This window comes from Saccharicrinis fermentans DSM 9555 = JCM 21142, assembly GCF_000517085.1.
Lineage (GTDB): Bacteria > Bacteroidota > Bacteroidia > Bacteroidales > Marinilabiliaceae > Saccharicrinis > Saccharicrinis fermentans.
In genome coordinates this window covers 2,464,449-2,482,034 of record NZ_KI912107.1, presented here as the reverse complement: position 1 = coordinate 2,482,034, position 17,586 = coordinate 2,464,449, and the positions used below count along the sequence as shown (strand labels likewise).

The 17,586-nt window shown below is 37.0% G+C and carries 17 protein-coding genes; 9 read left to right on the top strand and 8 right to left on the bottom strand.

All coding sequences use genetic code 11. From position 1 onward, the window contains the following. Positions 1 to 5: 5 nt before the first annotated feature. A complete protein-coding gene (locus tag CYTFE_RS0109835) occupies positions 6 to 512 on the top strand; it encodes a hypothetical protein (protein WP_027471643.1) in 507 nt (168 codons plus the stop codon). Positions 513 to 545: 33 nt separating this feature from the next. After that, a complete protein-coding gene (locus CYTFE_RS0109830) occupies positions 546 to 1,469 on the top strand; it encodes a helix-turn-helix domain-containing protein (protein ID WP_027471642.1) in 924 nt (307 codons plus the stop codon). A 578-nt stretch (positions 1,470 to 2,047) separates the two neighbouring features. Here the strand turns inward: CYTFE_RS0109830 and CYTFE_RS0109820 are convergent. From CYTFE_RS0109820 to CYTFE_RS31485, 6 genes are all read right to left on the bottom strand, one after another. Further along, positions 2,048 to 3,952, bottom strand: coding sequence for a carboxypeptidase-like regulatory domain-containing protein (locus CYTFE_RS0109820; protein ID WP_027471641.1), 1,905 nt, complete (start codon positions 3,950 to 3,952; stop codon positions 2,048 to 2,050). A gap of 104 nt (positions 3,953 to 4,056) precedes the next feature. Beyond that, complete coding sequence (locus CYTFE_RS31495; RefSeq protein ID WP_262504898.1) at positions 4,057 to 4,188, bottom strand: hypothetical protein; 132 nt, start codon at positions 4,186 to 4,188, stop codon at positions 4,057 to 4,059. A 193-nt stretch (positions 4,189 to 4,381) separates the two neighbouring features. Next, positions 4,382 to 4,531 (bottom strand): hypothetical protein, encoded by a 150-nt coding sequence (locus CYTFE_RS29940; protein ID WP_154665646.1) that lies wholly within the window; start codon positions 4,529 to 4,531, stop codon positions 4,382 to 4,384. 161 nt (positions 4,532 to 4,692) lie between these two features. Continuing rightward, positions 4,693 to 5,028 carry an HTH domain-containing protein gene (locus tag CYTFE_RS26010; RefSeq protein ID WP_052343129.1) on the bottom strand — a complete coding sequence of 112 codons (336 nt, stop codon included), beginning with the start codon at positions 5,026 to 5,028 and terminating at the stop codon, positions 4,693 to 4,695. Positions 5,029 to 5,146: 118 nt separating this feature from the next. Further along, positions 5,147 to 6,559 carry a peptidase domain-containing ABC transporter gene (locus CYTFE_RS31490; RefSeq protein ID WP_235208153.1) on the bottom strand — a complete coding sequence of 471 codons (1,413 nt, stop codon included), beginning with the start codon at positions 6,557 to 6,559 and terminating at the stop codon, positions 5,147 to 5,149. Positions 6,560 to 6,563: 4 nt separating this feature from the next. Continuing rightward, positions 6,564 to 7,304 (bottom strand): cysteine peptidase family C39 domain-containing protein, encoded by a 741-nt coding sequence (locus CYTFE_RS31485; RefSeq protein WP_235208154.1) that lies wholly within the window; start codon positions 7,302 to 7,304, stop codon positions 6,564 to 6,566. 254 nt (positions 7,305 to 7,558) lie between these two features. Between CYTFE_RS31485 and rpsF the strand changes: the two genes are divergently transcribed. Genes rpsF through rplI form a run of 3 tightly spaced genes read left to right on the top strand, consistent with a single transcriptional unit; the run spans position 7,559 to position 8,642 of the window. Further along, a complete protein-coding gene (gene rpsF / locus CYTFE_RS0109795) occupies positions 7,559 to 7,906 on the top strand; it encodes a 30S ribosomal protein S6 (RefSeq protein WP_152541750.1) in 348 nt (115 codons plus the stop codon). Between the two features lie 3 nt (positions 7,907 to 7,909). Beyond that, positions 7,910 to 8,179 carry a 30S ribosomal protein S18 gene (gene rpsR, locus CYTFE_RS0109790; protein WP_027471639.1) on the top strand — a complete coding sequence of 90 codons (270 nt, stop codon included), beginning with the start codon at positions 7,910 to 7,912 and terminating at the stop codon, positions 8,177 to 8,179. Between the two features lie 16 nt (positions 8,180 to 8,195). After that, entirely contained in the window at positions 8,196 to 8,642 is a 447-nt protein-coding gene (gene rplI, locus CYTFE_RS0109785) for a 50S ribosomal protein L9 (RefSeq protein ID WP_027471638.1), read from the top strand. 795 nt (positions 8,643 to 9,437) lie between these two features. Here the strand turns inward: rplI and CYTFE_RS0109780 are convergent. Next, entirely contained in the window at positions 9,438 to 9,839 is a 402-nt protein-coding gene (locus CYTFE_RS0109780) for a response regulator (RefSeq protein ID WP_044214126.1), read from the bottom strand. A 199-nt stretch (positions 9,840 to 10,038) separates the two neighbouring features. Between CYTFE_RS0109780 and CYTFE_RS28685 the strand changes: the two genes are divergently transcribed. Together CYTFE_RS28685 and CYTFE_RS26000 are read left to right on the top strand one after the other, a co-directional pair. Beyond that, positions 10,039 to 11,598 carry a hypothetical protein gene (locus CYTFE_RS28685; protein WP_027471636.1) on the top strand — a complete coding sequence of 520 codons (1,560 nt, stop codon included), beginning with the start codon at positions 10,039 to 10,041 and terminating at the stop codon, positions 11,596 to 11,598. Further along, complete coding sequence (locus tag CYTFE_RS26000) at positions 11,561 to 12,721, top strand: serine hydrolase domain-containing protein (RefSeq protein WP_052522342.1); 1,161 nt, start codon at positions 11,561 to 11,563, stop codon at positions 12,719 to 12,721. Before CYTFE_RS28685 ends, CYTFE_RS26000 begins: the two co-directional genes overlap by 38 nt. A 162-nt stretch (positions 12,722 to 12,883) precedes the next feature. On the opposite strand, the gene CYTFE_RS0109765 is transcribed toward CYTFE_RS26000, so the two are convergent. Then, on the bottom strand, positions 12,884 to 14,191 hold the full coding sequence (locus tag CYTFE_RS0109765) for a M18 family aminopeptidase (protein WP_027471634.1): 1,308 nt from the start codon (positions 14,189 to 14,191) through the stop codon (positions 12,884 to 12,886). Positions 14,192 to 14,551: 360 nt separating this feature from the next. Here CYTFE_RS0109765 and CYTFE_RS0109755 point away from each other — a divergent pair, with 360 nt between their 5' ends. Together CYTFE_RS0109755 and CYTFE_RS0109750 are read left to right on the top strand one after the other, a co-directional pair. Further along, entirely contained in the window at positions 14,552 to 14,953 is a 402-nt protein-coding gene (locus CYTFE_RS0109755) for a hypothetical protein (protein ID WP_027471633.1), read from the top strand. A 117-nt stretch (positions 14,954 to 15,070) separates the two neighbouring features. Further along, positions 15,071 to 17,440: a type IA DNA topoisomerase gene (locus CYTFE_RS0109750; protein WP_027471632.1), complete on the top strand. Its 2,370-nt coding sequence runs from the start codon at positions 15,071 to 15,073 to the stop codon at positions 17,438 to 17,440. The last annotated feature ends 146 nt before the right edge of the window (positions 17,441 to 17,586 follow it).

Genomic DNA, 17,586 nt, shown 5'->3' with positions numbered 1-17,586 from the left:
AACCTATGGAAATTTTAAAAACTGCAACAGATTGGGCAAAAGCCGAAATATTTTCATCGTCATTTTTTATTGTTTTTGGGCTTGTGTTTGTAGCAGTGAGCATTGGCTTCTGGCAGTTAGGAAAAACAGACTTGGCAAAAGCATACATCATTCCTAACGCTGTAGCAGGCATATTACTTTTAACAATCGGAATAGGGTTAGTATATGCCAATAAAACGAGGGTTTCAAGCTTTGCGGAAGACTTCAAAAATGATGCTCCTGCTTTTGTTCAATCAGAAGTTGAGCGAGTCGATGGTACTTTAAAGGAATATAAAACAGTGGTGTTTACTGTTATCCCAATAATCATTATTGCTTTTGCTCTAATTCTCTTTTTTGTTAACACACCAACATGGAGAGCAATTAGCATTACAACAATTGCAATGCTAATGATTATTTTATTTATTGATGGTACTGCCCATGCTAGAATAGAAGTGTATAAAAACCAATTACTTGAAAAAACAGAAAGAAATTAACGTCTTTCGTTTCTACTTATTAACTTTGCAGTAATGGATAATATTACTTTCAAAAATATTACAGAATTTAATCAGGCTCAGAATTTACCTGCGCCTGAAAATCCCCTTTTTAGTATAGGAAGTAAAATCTTAAATGCTGACGATATTCAGAATTGTGTTTCTTCGAACAAAGAAATGAGTTATACCAACCAATTTTACATCATCAGTCTTAAGAATATTGTTTCAGGTGAGATTATTTATGGAAGGACAAAGTATGATTGTAATACTGGAACCTTATTATTTTCTGCCCCAAACCAGACCTATACAGTAAAAGATATAGTTGTAAGTTCAGAAGCGTGGTTTTTAGCTTTTGACGAAGATTATATTCGTGGATTGGATATTCAAAAACGGATCAAAGGCTACCATTTCTTCAATTACAATGTAAATGAGGCTTTACACCTTTCTCCGAAAGAGGAACAAACTATAAAGTCAATTTTTAAAAATATTGAATCAGAATACCAAAACAACCAAGATGAGTTTAGCAAGGAAATAATTTTAAGCCATTTGGATGCCTTACTAAAATATGCCGACCGATACTATAAACGGCAGTTTCTGAATCGTAAAGAAATTAATAAGGCTCTTTTTACACGTTTCAAAGAAATACTTGACGAGTATTTTGATTCAATCCAGTTGGAGGAAAACGGAATACCAACAGTTGAATGGCTTGCTAGTAAGTTAGGTGTTAGTCATAGATATATGCGAGATACCATTAAAGCTGAAACAGGAAAAACAGCCGTAGACCAGATTAATTTGTATTTGGTAGAAGAAGCTAAAAATTTATTACTTGCTCCGAATGCTTCAATATCTGAAACAGCGTATAAATTAGGATTTGAATATCCACAATATTTTTCCCGATTGTTTAAGAAGAAAACAGGGCAAAGTCCGAAAGAATATATTGAGAATGCAACAATGAATTAACGCCCAGCCTTAATTGTAAGCACATTGGCAAGTCGTACGTGCCACGCTCACACCAAAACTTACCAAAGAGCTTGCAAATCCTGCCAAGTAACCGCCTTGCAGGACGGTTTTAGGGTTTCCCTCCCTTCTAAAACAAAATAAAAATTTAGTGCTTTGTTGTAAGGTCAGTGGGGATAGGTTTAGAATATAATTGACGATAATCAATAATAAAAAGAAAGGCTCAGTTGCTGATCGAGTAGACTGCCGCTAGGCTTTAACCTAGCGGAGAGCCTCTTACACCCGCTGCCGCATGTGTCCTCACGTGTGGCAGTAAAACAAGTTGGTTAAGTTCAAACTATTTACTAATTTGGTAAATATAACCCAATCATATAATTCATGAATCGAAATTATAAATTCCATAATCCAGAAGGGGTATATTTTGTAAGCTTTGCCGTAGAAGAAGGTTTAGTGTTTCAGCCAGAAGACTATGTATAGAGTAGAGCAAGAGACTATAGTGGAGAATCTGGTTTATTGGAGGGAGTGATCGTAATTAAGTAGAAACTACACATGGGGACACGTGCGGTACGGGGGGGATAAACCTACATCTTCATTTTTAACCCAACGCTAAAACTCCAGTTATTGTTTTTCAACCCGCTTTTAAGGCTGGGCTGGCCGTCAATAGAATATTGAACGTTCGGGTGTGATATTTTTTCATGAGCTTTTTTTCTGCCCAGGAAAAACCCGGAACGCTCTTGTAAAATAACAATGTCTTCCGTTTTTGATGGCATAAAATAACTGCCCGACAAGCTTAAGTGAAACACGTTGCTCAACTGGATATCAATACCGCTACCTAAGGAAAGGCCATTGCTTTTATAACCTGCATAGGCCTGTACTTTTTCGTTTTTAAACTTTCTGCCACCAAAACTGAAATCCTGTTCCGACTTGGCGGTTCCCAATGAGAAACCTATTTTTTCCCATTCCCAACCTGCGTTTATATTGGCAATTATTTGGCGGCCGAGGGTTTTTAGGGGGATTAACCTTTTGTAACCAAAATTATGGATTTTGATAAAGTTATCTTTCTGGAGTTGTTGGTGCCATTGATACAGAACAATATTTTTGTTGTTTAATTTGTAACCAAAATCAAAATAATAGCTTTTAAAATAATTTATGCTATTCTTTTCTTTTCGAAAATTTAAATTTTGAAAGCTTAATTGATAACTTCTTGGATTTAATTTGTTGGACCATATTCCTACTCCAAAGGAAAAATCCATTTTTTTGTAGAATTCAATGTATTTTTCTAAAAATGATTGATTAATTCTTTGGGATAGAATTTTGTTGGCCTGAATTGAATCCAGAGCCAACATTCCAGTTGAAGGTAAGGTGTTAAATGATTTCCAATTTGATTTGAAATATGGCTGAGCTTCGATAGCAGGTAAATATGTTATGGGAACTTGTTTGTTGAATGGGATTTTTTCAACATAAGAATCGTGTACTTCTGTAACAACATATTCTAATGGACTCGTAAAGTAAATACTGTCCTTTGTTTTATAAGATTCACTGTGAAAGATTGATTTTAAATAACAATAGCTATCACCAATTTCATAGTTTACCTTTAACCATTTTTTAGTAGATGTAATATCATTGGGTATTAAAGGTGTTAAACTTTTAGAACGTTGTTCTAATTCCTTTTTAGTTCTGTTGATTTCTATTTTAATATATGCTAAGGTTTTTGTATCGATATAGAAGTATCCGGAACTTTTCTTGCCATCATCTTTTACCGGTTTAAATTTAATCTGATAAAGTTTACTATTGTTATAGTTAACTAAGCCTAGTAAAGTATATTGATATTTTTTACTACCCGATAAAAATAAGGTTCTGTTTTTTACAAAATCAACACTGTGACATAAATGAACACCTCCATAGAAATGAGCGGCAAACTGATTCATATGATTTGGTGAGAGATACTTTCTGGATTTCAAAACCTTCACTGTCCCTTCTTCTTTATTTTTGTAGGAAGATTTGTAAGCCTCTGTTAATACTTCCATAAACCTAAGATATTCACCCTCCTGATTTTGGATGGAAGCCCTGTAAAAGCCTTCGTATTTTGTGGGTACATTGGGATAATTTTCGGGTATTTTATCGTAAGCCTTGCGAAGAAACGAACGCAACGTGCTGTCCGGCATTATGGTTACTTCACTTATGTCGTAACTATGTGGGATAAGTTTAATCGATAAGTTATTTTCGCCTTCTTTTGCGGTGTACTCCTTGTTTTCATATCCAATACAGCTAAAAACTAAAGTCCGGAATTTGGGATTACTTGGTAGGTTGATAGAAAACTCTCCATTGATGTTGGTTGTGGTGCCACTGTATGTTCCCTTGATGCCGATGTTGACGAATGGGAGGGGAGAGTTGGTTTTTGAGTTAAACACTCTTCCTGATTTGGGTAATTGAGCAAAAGAATAAGTATTAAGAAAAACATAGATGAATAGTAAATAAATTTTCATAGTTATATTTTTCGTTGACTTTTTATAAATCCAATTTTTAAAGAAATGTTAATGTCGAAATAAAAGTTACCTGTTTATTTTGACATTAAGGAGTTAATTAGTTACTAAAATATAGCATCTCCAATGCCCCATAATACACCAACTACAAATGGAATTAACAATAGTGGAAACCCACCATCAGTTTCTTGCTTTTCTTCTAAAGATAATTCACAAAGATTATATTCTTTTACGTCCATAATATAAATAATTAAATGTTAAAAATAAAATAATGAGATTTAGTTAGCAGTATGGAAATAATGTATACTAATAATAGACATTATTGCCATTAATACAGATGGAAACCCACCATCAGTAGTTTTTTATTTTAAAAGGATAACTCGCAAACCTTAATTTTCTAATGTTATTAAAAGGTTTAAAATTTGACCTTCATTACCATAGTGGGTTACCACCAATCCACCGACCAATAGCATATCCAGCCCCAAAAAGTAATAATGCAGCTCCTAAGAAACCACCATTCTCTTCTCTCATTTCTTTTGCATCCATTTCCTGAACGCCCATTTCATTTAAATTTTTCATCATCACAAAATTTTAAAAGTTAATAATTAATTTTGTGCAGTTCTTGTACCTGCACCCCGGTGGAACAGTTTTGCAAGGACGTCCATCGGGGTATTTATGCCGGCAACTAAAAAACAATACCCGGTACCGTAACGTTACAGATACAATATTAAAACATGCCAGTCTCATTTTTTGAGACTGAAACCCTGCGTTACGTTAATATTTGTTAAAATTTTGAATTTCATAAAGCCGCCATTATTCGCTTGCAACTCCTTACCGGATAGCTTTTTTGCATAAAAGCCACAGTAAAAAGCAACTTCACAGGTATAAATATAACTTTGACTTGAAATGCAGTATTCAATAGGTGCTCCAAAAAATTTCATTACATCGATTACCCTATGAAGCGAGGCTCGTGATATATTCAAGCGTTCGGCCAGTTCTTGTGGTGAACCGGTTGCCTTTCGTGCTATCATCTTATCAATACGTTCCATTAATTCAATAGTTCTGGTCAGTTTTGTCATGGTTATGTTTTTTAAGAGTTAGTTTTTAAATCTGAAATCAAACATCCCTAATCTTCAATCGTATATTAAAAGGATTAACGATTGATGATTGGCGATAGCAGATTGATGATTTTATATATTACCGCAATCCAAATTCCTTAACCTTTGGGAACTGCTTTTGCCACATCCGGTAATATTTTCCTTTACTATCAAAAAGTTTAAAGTGTGTCCCTTCTTCAATTAGTTTTCCTTTTTCGAGCACAACAATTTTATCGGCATCCATTACGGTGCTTAACCTATGGGCAATAAGCATGATGATTTTACCGTCCGCTTTTAATTTGGTGATGGTTTTTTGCACATACTCTTCTGATTCGGAGTCGAGTGAGGAGGTAGCCTCGTCCATTATCAGTATTTCGGGTTGTTTGTACAAAGCCCGTGCAATGGCCAACCGTTGTTTCTGTCCGCCTGACAAGCTTGCTCCGTTTTCTCCCAGATAAGTGCCAAAGCCTTGGGGCAAGCTTTCTATAAAGTTGAGGATTCCCAATGTTTTGCATATTGCCAGTACTCGCTCCATATCTGGCTCAAATTCCCCGACGGCTATGTTTTCAACTACATTGCCGGCAAATAAATCCAGATTTTGAGGTACACAGGCTATATGTTTTCGGAGGCTGTTACTGGTAAAAAAGTTAATATTGCTGTCCCCAATGCAAATTTTACCTTCGTTTAAAGGATAGAGGTTTTGTAGTAAGGAAGCCAAGGTGGTCTTTCCAGAACCGCTTTCACCAATTATAGCGGTAAGTTGTCCTTTTTTAATTTTTAGGTCAAAGTTGTTGAATACCTCAACCCGTGTGCCATAACTAAACTTAATATTGTTGAAGCTTATATCTCCGATTAAGTCAGGCTTTAGTTCAATTTTATTGCTTTCGTCTTCCCTTTCCAGATCCATTATCTCAAACAAACGATCGGCTGCGATCAAGGCATTTTGAATAGTTTTGTTCGTGCCTATTAATGAACTTGCGGGGCCGGTGAGATAGCCGATAAGTGCATAGAACGAAAGGAGTTCGCCCGGGGGTATTTCCTGATCGATAACAAAATATGATCCTGACCAAAGAAGGATAATAGTAAATAACCTGCTGATAAATTCGGATGAATTACCCGAGAATAGCGAGTTTATTCTGGATTTATATACCGTTTGTAATAATGAGATAAAACGTGTTTCGGTTTTGATATTGGCAAAACCCTCTAACCCAAATTGCTTGATGGTTTTTACCGAGTTTAACGATTCAACCAACTGACTTTCCAAATCGGCGGAACTCTCCATCAGTTTTCTTTCCCATTTTTTATTTAGCGCATTGGTTATAGCATATGTGATAGCATAAAAAGGCAAGATTAACGACATGATGAGGGCAAGTTTCCAACTATACATAAACATTAAAGTATAAGAGAAAATAATGATAAATGCGTTTACAATAAGCGATACTGCTGTATCATTAATAAAAGCCCTAATCTTTACCGCATCGTTGATTCTCGAAATTATTTCTCCGACCCGCATGGTGTCAAAAAAAGCGTTGAGGTAATTTCAACAGGTGCTTATAATATCCAAGTATCAATTGCGCATCGATCTTTTGCCCGGTGCGGAGGATCAATACCGACTTAGATGCACCGATAAATATTTGAAAAAACAGAATAATTATCATCCCTACGCTTAATAGATTTAGCAAATTTTTGTTTTGATCTATTAAAACAAAGTCTGTTATTTTTTGGATATATATTGATGTAGATAATCCTAGAACAGTATATAGTATTGCACCTATTAGGGATTGAGTAAGAATGCTTTTGTGAGGTTTTAGCAGAAAAGCAAAGCGTTTTAGGTTTGAAACTTTTTCGTTACCTGAGGTAAAGTCTTCGTTTGGTACAAGCAATACCAATACACCTGTCCATTGTTTATTAAACTCTTCAATACTTTGTTTGTGGATTGAACCATCACCGGGATCCATATATTCCACCTTTTCTTTCGAAACCTTATAAATAACAATATAATGATGTAATACTTCCTTTACAACAACATGGGCAATAGCTGGCAATGGAATTTTGGGCAAGGCGTCAACGCCACCTTTTACCCCTTTGGCTGTAAATCCCATTTTTTCAGCTGCTTTTATTAATCCCAATACATTGGTTCCTTTTTTATCAGTACCGGCCATCTGACGGATCCTAGAAACAGGTAATTTAAGTTTGTAGTGGGTTGCAACAGAAGCCAGACAGGCTGCCCCACAATCAGTAATATCTCTTTGTTTCATATGTATTAAAAACAAAGATATATTCAATTATCTTTTGACTTCCCATTGAATTTTCTTTTTCAGTATTGGGATTTGTCTTTACCGAAATAATCGGGGCAGGTTATCCTTTTTTGTGCTGAACCAGGTTTGCTTAGCTCCATATGGCTGATGTGCTATTATCTAATTGCTTGTAAATATTTCCGGTCAAAACATTTGTACTCTGCAATAAAATAGCTACTTTTGCGGCCGCATTTATTAATTTAATTAGTATAATTATGTTGAATCATTATGAAGCCGTTTTCATTTTGACTCCCGTTTTGTCTGATGTACAGATGAAGGAAGCGGTTGAAAAATTCCGTTCTGTGATTACAGAAAACGGAGGTGAAATGGTAAACGAAGAGAATTGGGGGCTACGTAAGTTAGCGTATCCTATCCAAAAAAAATCGACAGGTTTTTATAACTTGTTCGACTTTAAAGTACAACCTGATGCAATCGCCAAGCTAGAGCTTGCTTTTCGTCGTGACGAGCGTGTTATTCGTTTCTTGACATTCAAGATGGATAAATATGCAGTTGCTTACAGTGAGAAAAGAAGAAAAACCATCAAAGAAAAAAAGGAGAAATAAGCCATGGCACAAAATCAAAGTGAAATCAGATATTTAACTCCTCCATCGGTTGAGATCAAAAAGAAAAAGTACTGTCGTTTTAAGAAAAACAAGATCAAGTATGTTGATTACAAAGATCCTGAGTTTCTTAAGAAATTCTTGAACGAGCAAGGTAAAATTCTTCCTCGTCGTTTAACTGGTACATCTTTAAAGTATCAAAGAAAAGTTGCAACAGCTGTTAAGCGTGCTCGCCACATTGCATTGTTGCCTTATGTTACTGACTTGATGAAATAAAAAAGGAGGACAAAAAATGGATGTAATATTAAAAGATGACATTGCCAACCTTGGTCACAAGAATGAAGTGGTAAAGGTTAAGAATGGATATGGTAGAAACTACCTTATTCCACAAGGGCTTGCGGTTTTGGCTACTCCTTCTGCTATCAAAGTACATGAGGAGAATATGCGCCAGAGAGCTCATAAAGAAGAGAAAATTAAGAACGATGCGCTTGAGGTAGCCAAAAAAATGGAAGGTCTTTCATTGACTCTTGGTGCCAAAACAAGTACAACCGGAAAAATATTTGGTTCTGTAAATACTATTCAAATTGCAGAGGCATTAGAGAAAGAAGGTTATACTGTTGAGCGTAAGAATATTTCTATTAAAGAAGACCAAGTGAAAGAAATTGGTAAATATGTGGCGACTATCAAACTTCATCGTGAGGTGAAAGTTGAGGTTAACTTCGATGTAGTTGCCGAATAATATAGTATAAACTTATACGAGATACATTTTCAAACAAACAGGGAAAGCCATTTTGCATTGCAGAATGGCTTTTTTCATTTTTGTTATTGAGAATTATGAAATATGGTTATGGAAAAATTGCAACCCTCTATGTTTTTACTTGAATATGTTTTCAAGATTAGAAAGGTCTAAGGCAGCGGTAACGAGAGGATGCACAACTGATACAGAAATAGTACAATACCTCATCCCCTTCAGCTAGCCAACTTTACGACTACAACAACTCTTCCACTTAATATCCCTTCTGGTAAAAATAGAGCCGCCGGTAGCTCCGATGATAGTACTTCTTTCACAATTTATTTTATCCGTTTCTATTTAGTGGCTGCAAGAAAACGACTGTTTTTTCTGTCTTTGATAAGAAACGAACATGAATTTTAGCATTCTAAAATACACACAGAAGAATGATTAAAATTCATCGGGAGTTCCATATGACCATTGAAAGACAAATTATAATCATATGAAAGCTTCAAAGACAAGGCTTTCGATATTTTTGAAACCAAGGAGTTTGCTGATTGTAAATGACTGTTTAATACCTAAATAAATACTTATTTTTCAACAGATCCAACATTTGTGCGTGATCCCTTTGTGGGGCATTGGGGATGGGTGAGTACCGGACGAAATAAGAGTAGATTTTGATTATATACCGGAAGTGATTTTATTCATGATCCAGAAAGTTTCGGTCAAAGGATAATAGCAATGATTTTTTGCAAAAAAAAAGGCCTCAACAAAAATAGAGGCCTCTGAATCTTTTTTTCGAATTTACTTGTTTAAGTATTTCGATAATGTTTCCATTAAAATTTGTAGTCTGATTGGTTTAGCCAGATAATCGTCGCAACCAGCTTCCAGGCATTTTTCTCTTTCGCCCGACATCACGTGTGCAGTTTGTGCAATGATAGGTACATTTTCATCTACTTTTTTGATTTCTCTAGTAGCTGTGTATCCATCCATGATGGGGAGTTGAAGATCCATTAGAACTAAGTCAATGTCGTTTTCTTTGTACATATCAACGGCTTCTTGGCCGTCTTTTGCCCAAAGTATTTTGGCATTTGTTTTTCTAAGGGCGGCATCAAAAAAGATTTTATTGGTATCCACGTCTTCAACCACAAGGATTACTTTATCTCCCCAATTTTGATTAAGGGAACTGCTTATATTTTCACTCATAATGCGTCAGAAATCTAGCAAATGAAATTTTTCGTACGGCTAAAATAATCTTTGTTACGGGAATAACCAAATAAAACAAAAATAAAAGGTTACAATTTTATTGCATTTTTTTTAAAATCTGTATGAATATTATCACATAAATTGATTCATTACATTAATTTTGGTACCTATTAAATCATTGTACAAAAGGCGCGATCAGGTGACTAAATATATATATATCATTTTATTGGTGGGTGTTTGTAGTTTAAGACTTGATGCTCAGCATCCTATAGGAGAGGCGAAGATTGATTCCATATACCATACTTTATCTTTAGAAGAGAAGGTGCGTTCATTGTTGGTTCGGCCTATGATTGAGCCATGGACCGAAGAACCTGACTCTATACCTAAGTGGGTGAATATGGAAAAACTTTTGATTTCGGAGGGGAAAAGACCTCTCATGTTGTCTGATATGATGATAAGGTCGGCTCTTTTGCGTGGAAACAATAGAGATGTGCGTGATCGCTTTATTAATTTGTTGTTACGTAAGAGACTGGACGGTGCATATTTTCCCATGCAATCACCCTATACCTTGTTGTTTCAGGATGTGGATTCTCAACCCATTGATTTATTCTTGAATCCCATTGGTCGATTAGTGGTACCTTATGTGGATGAAGGTGCGGGAAACAGGGTGTTTATGACCAATCTCTATAAATTACCTAAGGATATACTGTCGCAGCAGCAACTGTTGTTAAAAGAGAGAAGTCTGTCGTCTTCGACGCAGCATTTTATAAAAGGTGCTGGCTGGAGAGGTGTTGCAGATGTAAAAGGACTATCGGAAGAGCCTACGTTGGATATGCTTTTAAAACACGGAGGTTTGATTTATTCAGATGATGCAGAAAAGGATTTTAAGATTTTATTGCGGGTATTCGAGAATCGTGTTTTGCCGCAGCAATTGTTGGAACAAAGCTGTAAGAAGCGTTTGTTATTGGAGAGCTTGCTGAGCCATAAACCCAAGCCTATGGTCTATGGTGCGTTAAATGAAGAAATAGACAACCTTGTGCGACAGCTTTACGAGAAGGGGGCTGTATTACTGGAAAATAAAGGTGTGTTGCCTCTTCGGGAGTTAGAGAAGCGTTCGGTTGTGTCTATTCATATTGGAACTGATAAGGAATCTGTGTTTCAGCAGACATTAAGTAAGTATTGTTCTGTGAATCATTATGATATTGAAGGAGTTCCAGATGTGGCGCACGTTGCCAAATTGCGAAAAAGTATTGCTGGGTTTAATACTGTGATTGTGGGCGTTAATGGAGATTGGTTTGAGGATGCTATGAATGCGTCTTTATATTCTTTTCTTCATCAGATTTCGTCATCGGCCGAGTTGATACTGGTTCATTTTGGTTCGGGTAATCGACTGAAAGACTTGCCTGTTGGTCACCCTTTTAAGGCCATATTACTGTCTTATGATATGAATAGTACAGCACAAGAGATTGCTGCTCAAATAATATTTGGAGGAGTGGGAGCCCAGGGGATATTGGCCCGTAATATTGATAAGCGTTTTGCCTTTGGATGTGGGGAATTGACCCATAAAAGTCGTCTTGGGTTTGCACCAAGTTATAGTGTGGCAATGTCGGATACGCTAAAGCTAATTGACCAGGAGGTGTATAAAGCAATTCGGGAAAGAGCTATTCCAGGATGTCAGGTTTTGGTGGCTAAAGACGGGGATGTGATCTATAATAAGGCCTTTGGTTATCATACTTATAACAAAAAAACGTCATGTTGAAACAAGTGACCTTTACGATATTGCCTCTGTAACTAAAATAGTTTCCTCGATACCGGCTATTATGAAGATGTACGACGAAGGCCGGATAGAGTTGGATGATTCCTTGTCGCATCTGATACCTCGTTTGAAAGGGAGTAATAAAGCAGGGTTGAAATTAGATGATATAATGATTCACCAAGCAGGACTGCAGTCGTGGATTCCCTTTTATCTGCGCGCCATCGATAAGGAAAGACTCAAGGGGGATATATACAGTCGCCGATACTCGAGCTTATATAATATTAAGGTGGATAAGAGTTTGTATATGAATAGAACAGTGCGGTATAGAACAGATGTTTTTAGGCATTCATCCAATGATGACTTTAATATTCAGGTTAGTGCCGGGTTGTATATGAATAAGGGCTATTTGGATTCCATGCGAATGGGTATTGATACTTCGCAAGTACAAGCTAATCCTACTTATAGATATAGCGATCTGGGTTATTATTATTTAAAGGAGATTATTGAAAATAAATATAATAAGAGCCAGGATGTGGTTGTGGAAAATACCTTTTATAAGCCTTTGGGTGCGGAGAGACTGATGTATTTACCCTTGAGGAAATTTAATAAGAGAGAAATAGTTCCCACCGAAAATGATGTTTCTTTTCGCAAAGAATTGATTCATGGATATGTTCATGATCCTGGAGCTGCTATGTTAGGAGGTGTTGGTGGTCATGCAGGCGTATTTGCATCGGCAGAAGATTTGGCTAAGATGTTACAGATGTATTTGAATAATGGTTATTATGGCGGTGAGCGATATATCGATTCGAGCACCATAAATATTTTTACCTCTGTTGTTAAAGAAGGCAATAGGAGAGGATTGGGTTTTGATAAACCGATTCTTGATCCTAAAGTGTCTGGTCCTACTTGTCGTGAGGTATCTCCTTCTTCTTATGGACATTCTGGTTTTACTGGTACATTGGTTTGGATGGATCCTGAATATGATTTAATGTATATCTTTTTGTCCAATAGAATTCATCCCAATCAATATAATAAAAAGTTGATTAGTGGTGATGTACGAACCAATATCCAATCGGCTATTTATCGTTCCTTGCCTGAATATTGGGAGAAAACCAAAAGAAAGTAATCTGTCTGTTTTGGGGTGTTTGGAATCCTTGTGTTCAATCCTTCCCTATTGATGGTGAACAGGGAAGGATGATCTTGGTCTGAATGCTCAGTATAGTGTTTTGAAGCCGGTTTGTTGAAGCGAGAAGGGCTTGTACAACATATACTAAATTTTTCTTAAATGCTAAGTGAGTTTATAAAAGGTGGAGAAAGCTTTTACTGCATATGTTTGATCCAGTACTCCGCCAAGCTCGCGCACTGAGTGCATTGCCAACATCGGATTTCCCATATCAACGGTACGAATATCCAGCTGTCCAGTGGAAACATTACCTAAGGTTGAACCGCCAGCCATATCGGAGCGGTTGGCAAACTTTTGATAGGGTACGCCCGCTTTTTTACAAATAGTTTCAAATACGGCTCCAGAATCTCCATCGGTGGTGTATTTTTGATTGGCGTGAATCTTAATGACAGGTCCGCCATTGATCACCGGGTGTAAAACGGGGTCATGTTTTTCTACCAGATTAGGATGAATAGAATGAGCCATATCGGCCGATATCATAAATGAATGATAAATGGTGCGGTAGAAGTCGTCCTGCTCATATCCTAATGCGGTGTTGATGCGATGTAGTATATTGTTGAGTACAGGAGAACCTGCTCCTTGTTTGGTCACACTGCCCACTTCTTCGTTGTCGAAAATGCAAAGCATTTGAGTGGTTTCTGTGTTGTTAGCGTCCAGTAATGCTTTGAGACCTGCGTGAGCCATGGCTAGGTCGTCCAGTTTAGGTGAGCTGATCATTTCGTTATTCATACCCACGAGGCACCCTTTTTCAAATTCGTAAAGGCTTAAATCAAAATCAATAATATCGTCCTGATTTACATCAAGTTCTTGGGCTAGTAGGCCCAGTAAATAATTGTCTTTTTCGAAGGTGTCATTTACAATGCCCATCAAAGGGAGCATGTCTTTTTGCCTGTTTAATATGATTCCTTTTTCATTGATTTCGCGATTTAGATGGATTGCCAGGTTGGGAATGATCAATAGAGGTTTATTAAAGTGAACAAAGGCTGATTGGGGAAAGAGAGGGTGGTCACCCTTAAGGCTAACTCTGCCAGAAATGGAGAGTGGGCGATCGAGCCAGGTCATTAGAATAGGACCTCCATATACCTCAGTATTTAATTTGAGTAGCTTTTTTTCTACCAATATCTCCGGTTGTGGCTTTATTTTAAATCCAGGGGAGTCACTGTGGGCACATATCATTTTGATTCCTGTATCCGGAAGTTCTTTTTTTCCGATGGAAAAAGCAAAGATGGCTGAATCATTTTTGGTTGTGAAATATTTTTTTTCTTTTTTCAATTTCCAAGAGTCTGTCATAAGAAGCTCTTGGTAACCATTTTCCAATAACTCTTTTTTTATGTTAGAAACCGCGTGATAGGGAGACGGACTTTGGTAAATAAAATCAATCAGTTCTTGTGCCAATGTTATTTCGTTGCTCATATTCTTATTTTTTTTATCGCAATTTATAAATTCAATCGATATTTGTACTAACATTAAAGTATGAGTTTTGTTATGTACCGAAATATCATATTGCTTTTTTATCATTCCTTGTCCCCTTATAGTGTGACGGAAAAAATAGCAAGCTTTCATTCATGTGAGAAGTGATTTGATGAAGATTTGTTAGATCCTGAAAATGTAGAACTGTAAATGATGTGCATTTGCTAAATAATGTTTCTGAATTTTATATACTGAAAAATAATTTGAATATTCGCAGGTTTGTTATGGGTGTTATGGAGTATGCTAGATTAAGAGAGGGAAATGATTGCCATAACAAGAACTCAATAAAAATAATATTTGAATATGAATGATTCAAGACAAACGTTCTCTAAGCAATGGATGTGGATTAGCTTTGGGGTCTTTATTGTAACCGAATTAGTTCTGGGAGCTCTAGTTGGAGGTTTGGTAGTGGGTAAATTTATGTCGCTAAGTCTGCGATTTATGCTGCAAGGGTTGTTGAATTTGTTGGCTTATCTTATTGGAGGGTTCATCATTGGGTTAATATCGCCCGGAATTAGAATTTACGAACCGGCAGCCGGTGCTTTTCTTTCGGTTTTGGTGATGTTGGTGTTGACCCTGTTTACGCCTTTCTCATTTATTCATTTTAGTCTTACTAAGGTGCTGATAGGTGGAGGGATCGCTTTTTTCTTGGCGTTGACTGGTGCTAAGATAGGCGAGCGAATGGCCGGTAATAAGGTAGGTTAAACGACAAGTTGTTACATGGGGCAGCAGTAATAGCAATGCATAAGCCTACGGTTAAAAGCTAAATATTGAGCGCTATTTTTACTATATTCGTGCTTCCATAAAAATGTACAGTTAAGAATGCGTGTTTGTATTGCAGAGAAACCTAGTGTGGCAGGAGAAATAGCCAAAGTAGTAGGTGCCACCAATAGAAAGGATGGCTATTATGAAGGTAATAACTATCAGGTAACATGGACTTTTGGTCATTTGTGTACACTTAAAGAACCGCATGATTATTTGCCTGAATGGAAACGATGGAGCCTGGGCACCCTACCGGTAATTCCTTCTCAATTTGGAATTAAGTTAATCGGAAATAAAGGTGTTGAGAAGCAATTTGAGGTGATTAAAAAATTGGTTCAGTCGGCAACGGAGGTCATTAACTGTGGTGATGCCGGACAGGAGGGAGAAGTGATTCAACGATGGGTACTTCAAAAAGCAGGGTGTAATGTTCCGCTTAAGCGTTTGTGGATTTCATCATTGACAGAGGAAGCTATTCGAGAAGGGTTCGAAAAACTATATGATAACGATAAGTTTAATCTTTTGTATGCCGCCGGTAGTTCCAGAGCTATTGGGGATTGGCTGTTAGGTATCAATGCCACCCGTTTGTACACTATCAAATACAGTCAGCCGGGCACAGTTCTTTCCATTGGTCGGGTTCAAACACCTACTCTTGCTTTAATTGTAAACCGCTACCTCGAAATTGAAAATTTTGTTCCACAGCCTTATTGGGAGTTGAAGACTGTTTATAAGGATGTTACCTTTAATTCAACGCAGGGGAAATTTTCGAGTAAAGAGGAGGGAAGTACTGCCTTGGAAAAAATAAAAGACAAACCTTTTGAAATTACTGATTTTAGTCGTAAGCCGGGGAAAGAAGCTCCACCTCGCCTATTTGATTTAACTTCGTTACAGGTAGAATGCAATAAAAAGTTTGGTCTTTCGGCCGATGAAACCTTAAAAGGTATTCAGTCTTTGTATGAAAAAAAACTGACTACTTATCCTCGTGTGGATACCACCTATTTGAGTAATGATATTTACCCGAAAATAGAAGGTACTTTAAAGGGGTTAAAACAGTACAGTGAACTTATAGCGCCCTTGTTGGGGAAGAAAATTAGGAAATCAAAGAAGGTATTTGACGATAAAAAGGTGACTGATCACCATGCCATTATTCCAACTGGAATGACAGCGCCCGAAAGTCTTTCGAGGGATGAGAAGATTATTTATGATACCGTTACGCGCAGGTTTATTGCCAATTTTTATCCCGATTGTGAGATATCTACGACTACCATCCTGGGAAAAGTAGAAGATGTGAATTTTAAGACATCGGGGAAACAAGTATTAAAGGATAATTGGCGGGTTGTTTATAAAACGGTGGCAGGTAAAAAGGATACAGAGGATAAGATTTTGCCTGAATTTGTGAAAGGGGAGAGTGGTCCGCATGAGCCTGATTTTCAAGAAAAAGAAACCCAGCCACCTAAATATTATACAGAAGCTACTTTATTGCGTGCCATGGAGATGGCAGGAAAACAGGTGGATGATGAAGAACTGCGCGAATTAATGAAGGAGAATGGTATCGGGCGCCCTTCTACACGTGCTAATATCATTGAAACACTTTTTAAACGTAAGTATATTTATAAGGTGCGTAAAAACGTGTTGCCTACTGCTATGGGGGTAAAACTGATGGAATTTATTTCCAACGATCTATTAAAATCAGCTGAACTTACTGGAATGTGGGAACAAAAATTGAGGCAGATAGAGACTGGTGAATATCAGGTGGCAGATTTTATGGCGGAGTTGAAACAGATGGTATCAGATATTGTTTTTCAAGTGAAGAATGATTATTCCAAAGGAAAAATTATTATTGAAGAGAATGACGATAAGGAGATTACATCTAAACCTAAAGCTAAGACCGCCGCAAAAAAAGAATTGAAATGTCCAAGATGTAAAAGCGGAACCATGCTCAAAGGTAAGTCGGCTTGGGGCTGTTCGGATTATGCATCGGGGTGTAAGACTTTGATTCCCTTCGAATTTATGGGTAAGAAGTTCACCGATAGGCAGGTGGAAGCTTTGATACGAAAAGGGAGAACTCCCACTATCAAAGGGTTTACACAAGAAGGTAAGAAGATAAATGGACAGGTGTGTTTTGATGATAATTATGGACTGCGATTGGAAGGGGAAGCGCCTAAGGAATTGCTTTGCCCGAAGTGTAAAACAGGACACATGCTGGAGGGTAAATCAGCCTGGGGATGCTCTAATTATACAAATGGCTGTCGGGTGTTGATACCCTTTGAGTTCTTGAAAAAGAAATTGAGCAAAGCCAATATGGAGGCACTTGTTTTTAAAGGAAAAACAGGGAAGTTGAAAGGTTTTAGCCTCTCAGAAGAAGAGAAGAATGTGGCTGGTTTTATTGATTGGGATGAAAATTATCACCTTAGATTTAATAAGTCGGAGTAGCTTAGATTCACCATTCTTATGCGACAGGTGAATCCTATTTCTCACTAAGGAGATAATATCATATCGATAGAAGGATTTCTCTCGACTCGTAAACCATCTTTTTAAGCTTGAGAACGTTTTCAACGTAAATCAAAAGAAGTTACATT